Annotated in this window: 14 protein-coding genes; 7 read left to right on the forward strand and 7 right to left on the reverse strand. The window is 62.3% G+C overall.

All coding sequences use genetic code 11. The features are described from left to right. Positions 1 to 8: 8 nt before the first annotated feature. The 3 genes from LB569_RS26020 to LB569_RS26030 all read right to left on the reverse strand — a co-directional run bounded on the left by LB569_RS26020 (position 9) and on the right by LB569_RS26030 (position 1705). A complete protein-coding gene (locus LB569_RS26020; RefSeq protein ID WP_224694625.1) occupies positions 9 to 482 on the reverse strand; it encodes a hypothetical protein in 474 nt (157 codons plus the stop codon). 10 nt (positions 483 to 492) lie between these two features. Continuing rightward, on the reverse strand, positions 493 to 819 hold the full coding sequence (locus tag LB569_RS26025) for a YqjD family protein (protein ID WP_224694626.1): 327 nt from the start codon (positions 817 to 819) through the stop codon (positions 493 to 495). A gap of 124 nt (positions 820 to 943) precedes the next feature. Further along, complete coding sequence (locus tag LB569_RS26030) at positions 944 to 1705, reverse strand: Crp/Fnr family transcriptional regulator (RefSeq protein ID WP_224694627.1); 762 nt, start codon at positions 1703 to 1705, stop codon at positions 944 to 946. A gap of 150 nt (positions 1706 to 1855) precedes the next feature. On the opposite strand from LB569_RS26030, the gene LB569_RS26035 reads away from it, so the two are divergent. Beyond that, positions 1856 to 2236: a response regulator gene (locus LB569_RS26035; RefSeq protein WP_224694628.1), complete on the forward strand. Its 381-nt coding sequence runs from the start codon at positions 1856 to 1858 to the stop codon at positions 2234 to 2236. A gap of 43 nt (positions 2237 to 2279) precedes the next feature. On the opposite strand, the gene LB569_RS26040 is transcribed toward LB569_RS26035, so the two are convergent. After that, positions 2280 to 2831 (reverse strand): RNA polymerase sigma factor, encoded by a 552-nt coding sequence (locus LB569_RS26040; protein WP_010911883.1) that lies wholly within the window; start codon positions 2829 to 2831, stop codon positions 2280 to 2282. 3 nt (positions 2832 to 2834) lie between these two features. Next, positions 2835 to 3038, reverse strand: coding sequence for a NepR family anti-sigma factor (locus LB569_RS26045; RefSeq protein WP_140708075.1), 204 nt, complete (start codon positions 3036 to 3038; stop codon positions 2835 to 2837). Between the two features lie 222 nt (positions 3039 to 3260). Between LB569_RS26045 and LB569_RS26050 the strand changes: the two genes are divergently transcribed. From LB569_RS26050 to LB569_RS26075, 6 genes are all read left to right on the forward strand, one after another. Beyond that, positions 3261 to 4055 carry a response regulator gene (locus tag LB569_RS26050; protein ID WP_140708073.1) on the forward strand — a complete coding sequence of 265 codons (795 nt, stop codon included), beginning with the start codon at positions 3261 to 3263 and terminating at the stop codon, positions 4053 to 4055. Positions 4056 to 4264: 209 nt separating this feature from the next. Next, a complete protein-coding gene (locus LB569_RS26055) occupies positions 4265 to 4429 on the forward strand; it encodes a DUF1328 domain-containing protein (protein ID WP_027031438.1) in 165 nt (54 codons plus the stop codon). A 185-nt stretch (positions 4430 to 4614) separates the two neighbouring features. Then, positions 4615 to 5649 carry a sensor histidine kinase gene (locus tag LB569_RS26060; protein WP_224694629.1) on the forward strand — a complete coding sequence of 345 codons (1035 nt, stop codon included), beginning with the start codon at positions 4615 to 4617 and terminating at the stop codon, positions 5647 to 5649. Positions 5650 to 5779: 130 nt separating this feature from the next. After that, entirely contained in the window at positions 5780 to 5956 is a 177-nt protein-coding gene (locus tag LB569_RS26065; RefSeq protein ID WP_224694630.1) for a hypothetical protein, read from the forward strand. Between the two features lie 177 nt (positions 5957 to 6133). Continuing rightward, a complete protein-coding gene (locus LB569_RS26070) occupies positions 6134 to 6460 on the forward strand; it encodes a hypothetical protein (RefSeq protein ID WP_224694631.1) in 327 nt (108 codons plus the stop codon). Between the two features lie 81 nt (positions 6461 to 6541). Continuing rightward, on the forward strand, positions 6542 to 6787 hold the full coding sequence (locus LB569_RS26075; protein WP_027037064.1) for a YMGG-like glycine zipper-containing protein: 246 nt from the start codon (positions 6542 to 6544) through the stop codon (positions 6785 to 6787). A gap of 83 nt (positions 6788 to 6870) precedes the next feature. Here LB569_RS26075 and LB569_RS26080 read toward each other — a convergent pair whose 3' ends face one another. Together LB569_RS26080 and LB569_RS26085 are read right to left on the reverse strand one after the other, a co-directional pair. Continuing rightward, entirely contained in the window at positions 6871 to 8511 is a 1641-nt protein-coding gene (locus tag LB569_RS26080; protein WP_224694632.1) for a CHASE domain-containing protein, read from the reverse strand. Positions 8512 to 8658: 147 nt separating this feature from the next. Continuing rightward, positions 8659 to 9466 (reverse strand): ATP-binding cassette domain-containing protein (locus tag LB569_RS26085; protein WP_224694633.1); only part of this gene is annotated, 808 nt, incomplete at its 5' end.

Below are 9466 nucleotides of genomic sequence, written 5' to 3' on the forward strand. Positions count from 1 at the left end.
GCCTGTCGCTACCCTTCCCCGGCATCCGGACGGTCGGTATCGGACTTCACGTTCTCGCGGTAGATGGCGTAGGCGGCAAGCGCAACGGCCGGACCCAAAATGATCCCCAGCCCGCCTTTTCCCTTGAGCCCGCCCTTGAGCAATGTCGGCAGCACGGCGAGCGCGGCCGTAATGCCGATCGCTTTCATGTCGGCCTTGCGCCGCCTTGCCTCGCGGCGGACCTGCGCGCCCGACATCACGCTGTGGACCAGAACAACGAGACCCGCGATCACCAGAAAGCCTAAACCGAAACCAATAGCGGCGGCCAGCGATCCATAGCGGGCCGCTGTCCAGATATAGGCGGCACCGACCAGGAAGCCGAGGCCGCAGAATGCCGCCAGCAGGGCGATCGCATAGACGATGGCTGCCGAGCGCGCGCGCCGCACGGCAGCCATTGTTTCACCCGAGGCGAAACCCGAGAGCAGGGTAGCCAGCAGTCCCATCCGCGCGGAACTAGCGACGCGCGAGCAGCGCGAACAGGAAGCCGACGCCCGCGGCTATTGCCAGCGACGTCACCGGCTTCTCGCGCACGCTTGCCACCATCTGCGCCTCGATGTCCCTGGCATTGCCGCGCAGGCTGTCGAAGGCGGCTTCACCTTGGGCGCGCAACTGCTCCACGCCTTCGGCCGCCGCGCGGCGCGCCGTGCCATAGCCGTGTTCACCGGTCTTGGCCAGCTGTTTGGTGAGCTTGTCGATGTCGGCTTTCAACTGCCTGATGTCAGCTTCGAGATCCGGATTCGTCCGGGCTTCGTTGACGGTCTTCCCTGCGGCGGTTGCCATTGCTTAACTCCTTGTGATTGCTCGGTTTCAAACGCGCCTTACGTCTCAAGGTTCCGATGCCGGGACAAACTACCCGAAAACCGGCCGTGAACACCCGATCCGCCGCCCGGCAAGAAGCACCGCCTCAGATCAGCGGCCGGCGGCCCTCGCCCAGCCCTTCCCAGCCGGCGAGCTTTTTCAAGCCTTCATTATCTACGACGCCACAACCGCCGTCGCGCCAGACGATCAGCTGGCGATCCATCAGTTTGCGGATCGTCTTGTTGGTGTGAACCAGCGACAGGCCAAGTGTATCGGCGATGTGCTGCTGCGTGATCGGGATCTGCATGGACTGCTTGCCGTTCAGTCCGACGACCTTGGCGCGGCTGGCGATGAAGGCGATGAGATAGGCGGCACGCTCGATCGCGCTGCGGCGGCCGAGACTGAGCAGGTTCTCGTCCAGCATGCGCTCTTCGCGCGACGCGATCCAGGTGATGTCGTAGGCGAGGCCCGGATGGTTGCGGTAGAGCTCATGCAGGTTATCGCGTTCGAACACGCAAAGCAGCATGGGCGACAGGGCCTCGACGGAATGCTGCATTTCCCCCATGACGCTGCCTTGCAGGCCGATGAGATCGCCAGGCATGAGATAGTTGAGGATCTGCCGGCGGCCATCATGCAACAGCTTGTATCGAAACGCCCAGCCGGACAGCACGGTATAGAGATGGGCGCTGTGACTCCCTTCCACGAGGACCGTTGCCCCCTTGTCGACCGCGAGTTCCCCCTTCTTGAACTTGCTGATGAAGGCCAACTCCGGTTGCTCGAACTCCCGGAACACCGGCAGCGGCCGTAATGGGCATTGCTCGCAAGGATATTGGCGGCTTGAAAAAGCACGCCCGATCTGGCTTGGCATTTCGACCCCTCTGCGAAAGTCCGCCGGTTGGCGGATCCGTCCCAAGCACTTGCCCAGGATCGGCGCTTCATCGCCGGGCGCATGTCTTTTTTAAATGACAACGCACCCGATTGCGATCATGACTCCCCGCGTTTCAAGGAGCAATTGCCTGTGCCTCGATTACTTGATGGATTGCGCATTCTTGTCCTGGAGGATGAATTCCTCATAGCCATGGATGTCGAGCAACTCTGCCGCGACCACGGGGCCGGCGAGGTAGTGGTTGTCCGCGACCTGACCGAGATCGATGGCCGAGAGGTCGCGACGCAATTCGACGCGGCCATTGTCGACCTGATGCTGGGCGGCGCCTCGACGCTGGAATTCGCGGCTGGGCTGCGAGAGACCGGCGTTCCGTTCGTGTTTGCGTCGGGCTATTCGGATGCGGACGAGATCAAGGCATCCTTCCCCGGCGTGAGGCTGGTGACCAAACCCTATTCAGGCGAAGACCTCGTAGAGGCCGTGGCGTTGGCCTACGGTCGCGGCGTCCCTGGCTGAGACTGCCGCCCACGTCCGAATCACCGCTACGCGGCTCGAATTTTCAATGCGCCGCCGTCCCCGTGACCTGAGCCGAAATCGCATCCGGACCATACTCGTCCTCGCCCGAGATTTTCAGGATTTCCTGCAGGCGTGTGCGGGCCCTGCTGACGCGGCTCTTGATGGTTCCAACGGCGCAGCCGCAGATTTCGGCGGCCTCTTCATAGGAGAAGCCCGACGCGCCGATCAGGATGATGGCTTCGCGCTGATCCTCGGGCAATTGTTCGAGGGCGCCGCGAAAATCCTTGAGGTCGAGCTGGCCGTGCTGGGCCGGATGCACCGCGAGCCGGGCCGTCATGATGCCGTCGCTGTCCTGCACCTCACGGCCGCGCTTGCGCATCTGCGAATAGAACTCGTTACGCAGGATGGTGAAAAGCCATGCCTTGAGATTGGTGCCGGGCTGAAAGCTCTCATGCTTGTCCCAGGCCTTGACCAGCGTTTCCTGGACGAGGTCGTCGGCCTTGTCGGCGTTCTGCGTCAGCGACACGGCAAAGGCCCGCAAGCTCGGGATTGCCCCAAGCAGATCGGTCTTGAAGCCTTGGGAGACCGCAGCCATCTCTCAGTCCTTCTTCTGCGCGGGTTCGGCCTGTTCCAGCTGACTGAGCAACTGGGCGAAGCGATCCGGCACATTGTCGGAGACCAGCTCGTCGTAATATTGTTTGAGTTTGCGCCCGATTTCGGAGTTCGGCCCCAGCGGGTCGCCGACGCCGTTCCGGCGCCTGCCCGTGGCGCCAGCCAAAATATCTTTCGTCATTTCCTTCATTTTGCCCTTATAGTTCCAGACACCAAGCCGCTCTATCCAACTCAACACAAGGCAAGCGGCACCCTCGTCTGGTTGCCCATCCCGACCTTCAACGCAGTTCCCGTCTATTCGTTCCATAACGGGCGGAACTTTTTCGGAAAACCTGCGTTGTATCGGCGGGGCATGCGACAAGCTTGACCTTGCAATCCGTGCAATCACGTCATCTGAGGGAGACGTCTCATCATGAGTTTATCCGCCACCATCGCACCGCACCTTCCGTTCCTGCGCCGCTTCTCGCGTGCCGTCTCGGGATCGCAAGAGAGCGGCGACGCGCTGGTCGCCGCGATGCTCGAAGCCATCATCGCCGACGTCGACATCTTCCCCGAGGCCTCGAGCGACCGGATCGCTCTGTACAAGGTTTTCGCCAAGCTCTTCACCTCGGTTGCCATCCGCGTTCCGCAGGAACAGACACAATCGGCCTGGGAACAGCGCGCCGCGGCCAACCTCAATGCGATCGCGCCGCTCCCCCGCCAGGCCTTCCTGCTGGTTGCCGTCGAAGGCTTCAGCGAGGACGAGGCGGCCGAGATCCTGGACGTCGGCGACCAGCAGTTCTCCGAACTACTGGCCCAGGCGAGCAGCGAGATTTCCCGCCAGGTGGCGACTGACGTGCTGATCATCGAGGATGAGCCGCTGATTGCCATGGACATAGAGGAGATGGTCGAGAGCCTCGGCCACCGCGTGGTTGGAACAGCGCGTACCCACGCCGAAGCGGTGACCATGTTCGGCAAGACGCGGCCGAAGATGGTGCTGGCCGACATCCAGCTTGCCGACGGCAGTTCGGGCATCGAGGCGGTCAACGAGATCCTGTCGTCGACCTCGGTACCGGTGATCTTTATCACGGCCTTTCCCGAGCGCCTCCTGACGGGCGAGCGTCCCGAGCCGGCCTTCCTGGTCACCAAACCGTTCAATCCTGACATGGTCAAGGCGCTGATCAGCCAGGCGCTGTTCTTTGACCGCCAGGCGAAAGCCGCTGCATAGTTTTCGTCGCTTTCCAGCCCAAACTCACTCCATCAAAGGCCGTCCGATGCGATGCATCGACGGCCTTTCCAGCGTCGGGAACCGTCATCCCCTAATTTTGAGGGCCCGCTCCGCCGCCAACGGTTTGCAAGCCTCGTCTTTTTGGGCAAATGGTGGAACAAACCGCATCGACCGACGTTTTCATCGCACAGTTCGGAAGGAGAAGAACCATGCTTTACTGGGCGCTCGTATTTCTTGTCGTGGCGATCATAGCCGGCGCGCTTGGTTTTGGCGGCATCGCCGGCACGTCCGCGGGCATAGCGCAGATTTTGTTCTTCATCTTTCTCGCTTTTCTGGTCATTTCGCTTCTGGCCGGCCTGTTCAAACGGGCGTGAGCGAGTGATCCATCGAGCGAACACTGGAAGCCGCACCCCTCAAACGGTTTCCAGCCACCGCCGGGCGGTGTCCTTCAATGGATACCGTCCGGCGGACCGCTTTAGGGAGTGGTATTCGGGGGGACTTCATTGGGAACCCATTCGACAGTGAGCCGTTCAGCCTGAATTGGTGGACGGATTGACCGATGCGCTCCAGGACTTCAGATAGAACGGAAGCCGCACGGGACGATGAAGTCATCGCCATGCACCCTGCCGAAAGCGGAATGCAGCTTGGCCGGGCCCTTCTCCACGCACTGCACAATGCCGGTATTTCCGTCCTTTATCAGGATCGAGAGATGAAGACAGTATGGGCCCGCAACATGCGCGCGCCCTGGGCTTCCGACGATGCCGACGTTAACGGCATCCTCCCCATGGCGCAGGCCGACCGCATCGGCGCCGCCAAGCGCGACGTGATCACGACCGGTGATCCGCAACGCCTTGAAATCAGCGTCCCGGTAGAGAATGGCGTACGCTGGTTTCAGATCTGGGTCGACGCCGACCGCGGCGACGATGGCGATGTACAAGGTGTCGTCACCACGATGGTCGAGACGACCGAGCAGAAGCGGCGCGAACAGACATTGACGACGCTGCTGCGTGAAGTCAGCCACCGCTCGAAAAACCTGCTGGCGATCATCCAGAGCATCGCGACCCAGACGGGTCGCTATTCCGATGACATTGGCGACTTCCAGACGCGGTTTCGCGGCCGGTTGCAGTCGTTGGCCTCTTCCCAGGATCTGGTGACGTCCTCCAACTGGCGAGGAGCAGCCCTTCAAGAACTGGTGGCGAGCCAGGTCGGCCGTTACGGGGCGAATCCGTCGCACAGCCTCCGCTTCCGTGGCGCCAATCCCTACCTCAATCCCAACGCCGTGCTACATATCGGTCTGGCAATCCATGAGCTCGCCGTCAACTCCGTCAGCTACGGCGCCTTGTCCCGGCCGGGGGGCTTCGTCGAAGTCACCGCCGACCTCGATGCCGCCCCCACCGGGGAGGTGGCCCTGTCGCTGACATGGGCTGAAGCGATAGGAGCCGACGGCGATGGTGGCGGCCAAAAGCGATTCGGCAGCGTCGCGCTGGAGCGCGTGGTGCCAGCATCCCTGAACGGAACCGCGAAGCTCGATATCGGCGATGGCCACCTCGAATACCGCCTTGTCGTTCCGCACAGCAATTTCGAAACGCCCTGAGCGCCAGCAACGACTCTTAACCGGCTGTTCACCATAAGGGCGGATGCTGTTTTTCCCAGAGACCGCCGGAACTGGCCCTGCCTTCGGACATTGTGCGGCAGGACTTGCAGCGGGCTACGGGAGGAATGTCTTGACGGTTGCCGACATCAACAGACTGGAACAGGCCGCCCGTGTTTCCATGGGCGAATTTCTCGACGCCGAAGCCTCCGTGGAAACACCGCCCGAGGCCGGCCAAGGGTTGATGAGGGGCATCATCCCAGCAATCGCCGCGATCATGTTTCTAGCCATCCTCTGGCAATTGATCTAGCTCCCGACCTTCTTCGCCTTTGAGAGTATCGTTAGGATGCGCCGTTGGCATGCCCGGTCGGCAGGCCTTGGCGTGTCCGGATCTGTTTCACCAAGGCTGCTGTGCGTGTAGCCCCGTTGGAATGGCAGGAACTTTTTGGCGATGTTGTCCGTTATTGCGGCCAGAGGAACATTCGTCATGGAACACATAGCCGCGTTGTTACTGGTCATCGGCTGCTCGAACACGATGGCCGAATGTCGGGAATTGCAGGTCCCTGTCAGTGTTTTTGAAACTGCTGACGCGTGCACCGCCGAACGCCCCTTCGCAATGGGCGACGTTCAGGGGCAGGCGCAACATGTCGTCGCCAAATGCCTCGCGGTCGATCCCGCCTTGGAGGACGACTACGATCAGATTGTCTGGAAGGTGCGGCCAGATGGTAGTCTTGACGCTTCGTTGGCCATATCCAACCTCGTCATGGCGTCGAACACGATCCGCCCAGAAAAAGACTACCTTAGCCAACAATAAATTGCAGCAGCAAAGGCCGTCGTTTCGTGCTAGATGGCGGTTGGAGCTTACCAAAGTGTGGACACAAGTGAGGAGTGACTTATGCGGAAAATACTTATTGCCATGGTTGCGGTGGTTGCTGTCAGCGGCTGTACCTCGACCGAGAAGGACGTCGTCGGCGGCGGCTTGATCGGCGCGGGCGTGGGTGGATTGGTCGGCGGCGGCAAGGGCGCGCTGATCGGCGCTGCCGTCGGAGCCGGGTCGGGCCTGCTGGTCCGCAACCTGCGCAACGGCTACTGCCAGTATCGCGATCATCGCGGCCGGATCTACACGGCCCGCTGCAACTGATTTCGCGATAGTGGAATACAGATCCGGGGGCCGCTTTCCGGCCTCCGGATTTCCTGGCTTTTCCATCTGCCGATAGGCAGGAATCAGCCGATCAACGGAATTCTGATCTCCACCTTCAGGCCGTCGGCCTCGTAATCGCGCTTGATCGTGCCGCGCAATTCGCGCGTGACGTTGAGGTCGATCAGCTTGGTGCCGAATCCGGTCACGGCCGGTGCCTCGACTTTCTTTTTCCCGGCTTCCCGCCAGTTAAGCGCCAGGGTTCGTTCGCGCCCTCGCCCTTCCAGCGACCAGTCCACCTTGAGCGCCCAGTCCCCCTTGGATGAATTGGCGGAATTACCGGCCTCGCCATATTTCAGCGCATTGGTGGCCAGTTCGTGAAAGGTCAGGCCAAGCGCCTGCGTCGTGGTTTCGTCAAGCAGAACCTCCGGACCAGACAGGAGCCCTTCCGGCAGCTCCTTGCCGAACACTTGGCCAAGCTCGATGCGCAACAGGTCGGCAAGGTCGGCTTTCTGCCAGCGCGAGCGCGTCAGCATGTCCTGCGACGCGGCCATCGCCTGCAGCCTGGCCGAGAAGGAAGCGGAGAACTCGTTGACGTCGGTCGCCCGCGAAGCCGTCTGCCGGGCGATCGCCAGCACCCTGGTGATCGAATTCTTGATGCGGTGCTTCATCTCCTGCAGCATCAGATCCTTTTCGAGCAGGCTCTTTTCCGTCGTCTCGTGCAAGGCCGACACCGCGTCATAGGCCCGCTCCTGATAGCGCGCCACCAGCGCGATGGCGCCGGCAAGCAGCAGGCCGAACAGCCCCAGCATCACCGGGATGGCGCGCGAAGACGGTTGCGAGAAGGCACTGGTCGGCCTGAACAATACGGTCCAGGGCCGTCCCGCCACGGTGATCTTGCGGGTGACCAGCAGCGGGTCTCCCAGGGATGACACCGGTGGCGTCTCCGATCGGAACAGCAGATCGTCGCCGCTCACCGCGCCGTCGTAGATCTCGGTGTTGACCGGCAGCAGCGGCGCACGGCTGAGCGCGATCTGGAACAGGTCCCGAGCCCGGAAGGCCGCGTAGAGAAAGCCGGCGGTCGAGGACCGTGATGCGTTGATGACCTCCGGCGCCGTTTCGACATTGAGCCGCACGAAGACCAGGAACCCGGTGAAGGTTTGCGCGGCCCCCGTGCCCTGGCCGAGCTGCACCAGCCCACTTGCGTGCTGCTGGTCGTCGGCCATCGCCTTTTCGATCGCCGCGCGCCGCACCGGCTCACTGAACATGTCGTAGCCGATGCTGGCCTGGTTTGACGGATCGAGCGGCTCGAAAAGCGCGATCGGCGCGCGCAAGAGCTGGGTGGTATCGGGATAGACCGGGTGGCTGGCGCCGAAATCGTGAAGAATATCGCGTTCGACCGCCGCCTCGTCGCCAGTCTTGACCAGTCGCAGGAACCCGATGCCGCGCAGGCCGGCGAAATTGCTGTCGACATCCAGCGCCTTGAAAAAGGCCTTGAACTCGTTCTGGGAAATATCGCCGTTGCGCGCGTCGAACAGGGCCTGCGTCGAGCGCAGCAGCGACAGATGCAGGTCGATACGGCTCTCGATCCGGTTGAGGGCGTCGTCGGCCGCCCCCTCGAACTTGATGCGAGCGGCCTCCTGCGTCGCGAAATAAGCGAATCCCGCCATGGTCATGCTGATCAATGCGACGGCGATGAACGCGACGATTGGAAAAAGCTTCTTCAACGGATGATGCGGTCCATGAGCAAAACAGGACCTTTATGGGCAAGTCGACGGGCCAACACAATGGTCAGGCCAAGCCATCGTGATCACTGGCATATCACGTGAACGGCACGGGGCGCCCGGGCGGCGTCGCCGGCCAGCGCTCACGGCTCAGGCGGCGATCTTCAGAGCACCCGGCCCGGGTATGGCACCTGGAGGACATTTGCCCAGGATGATCATGCCCAGCACCTCGTCCTGGGTGACGTCAGTGGTGCGGGCCGTGCCCACGACCTGCCCGTTCTTCATCACGCAGACGCGGTCGGCCAGTTCGAACACGTCATGGATGTCGTGGCTGATCAGGAAGATGCCGATGCCGTCGGATTTGAGCTGCCTGACAAGTTCGCCGACCTGCGCCGTTTCCTGGGGCCCGAGCGCCGCCGTCGGCTCGTCCATGATCAGGATGCGGGCGTTGAACAGGATGGCGCGTGCGATCGCCACCGACTGCCGCTGGCCGCCCGACAGCTTGATCACCGGCTCCTTGAAGCGCTGGAAGCGCGGATTGAGCCGGCCCATCACCTTGCGCGCCTCGGCCTCCATGGCGACGTCGTCGAGCGTGCCCCAGGCGGTCATCAGCTCGCGGCCGAGGAACAGATTGGCGGCGGCATCGACATTGTCGGCCAGCGCCAGCGTCTGGTAGATCGTCTCGATGCCGTATTTCTTGGCGTCGCGCGGGTTGGAGATCGCTGCCTCCTCGCCATTGACGAATATCTGGCCGGCGTCGCGCTTGTAGGCGCCGGACAGGATCTTGATCAGCGTCGACTTGCCGGCGCCGTTATGGCCGAGCAGCGCCACGACCTCGCCGGGAAAAAGATCGATCGAGGCGTCGTCGACGGCGCGGATGCCGCCGAAGGCGATCGAGATGTTGCGCATGTCGATCAGCGGCGTGCCCGTGGGGGCGGTTGCGGGGGCAGTTGTGGGG

It is taken from the genome of Mesorhizobium sp. BH1-1-4 (genome assembly GCF_020165665.1).
Lineage (GTDB): Bacteria > Pseudomonadota > Alphaproteobacteria > Rhizobiales > Rhizobiaceae > Mesorhizobium.

Excerpts from the sequence above, each read along its gene's own strand:
- LB569_RS26020 (WP_224694625.1), bottom strand. The coding sequence starts at position 482 with ATGGGACTGCTGGCTACCCTGCTCTCGGGTTTCGCCTCGGGTGAAACA.
- LB569_RS26025 (WP_224694626.1), bottom strand. The coding sequence starts at position 819 with ATGGCAACCGCCGCAGGGAAGACCGTCAACGAAGCCCGGACGAATCCG.
- LB569_RS26030 (WP_224694627.1), bottom strand. The coding sequence starts at position 1,705 with ATGCCAAGCCAGATCGGGCGTGCTTTTTCAAGCCGCCAATATCCTTGC.
- LB569_RS26040 (WP_010911883.1), bottom strand. The coding sequence starts at position 2,831 with ATGGCTGCGGTCTCCCAAGGCTTCAAGACCGATCTGCTTGGGGCAATC.
- LB569_RS26045 (WP_140708075.1), bottom strand. The coding sequence starts at position 3,038 with ATGAAGGAAATGACGAAAGATATTTTGGCTGGCGCCACGGGCAGGCGC.
- LB569_RS26050 (WP_140708073.1), top strand. The coding sequence starts at position 3,261 with ATGAGTTTATCCGCCACCATCGCACCGCACCTTCCGTTCCTGCGCCGC.
- LB569_RS26055 (WP_027031438.1), top strand. The coding sequence starts at position 4,265 with ATGCTTTACTGGGCGCTCGTATTTCTTGTCGTGGCGATCATAGCCGGC.
- LB569_RS26060 (WP_224694629.1), top strand. The coding sequence starts at position 4,615 with ATGCGCTCCAGGACTTCAGATAGAACGGAAGCCGCACGGGACGATGAA.
- LB569_RS26070 (WP_224694631.1), top strand. The coding sequence starts at position 6,134 with ATGGAACACATAGCCGCGTTGTTACTGGTCATCGGCTGCTCGAACACG.
- LB569_RS26075 (WP_027037064.1), top strand. The coding sequence starts at position 6,542 with ATGCGGAAAATACTTATTGCCATGGTTGCGGTGGTTGCTGTCAGCGGC.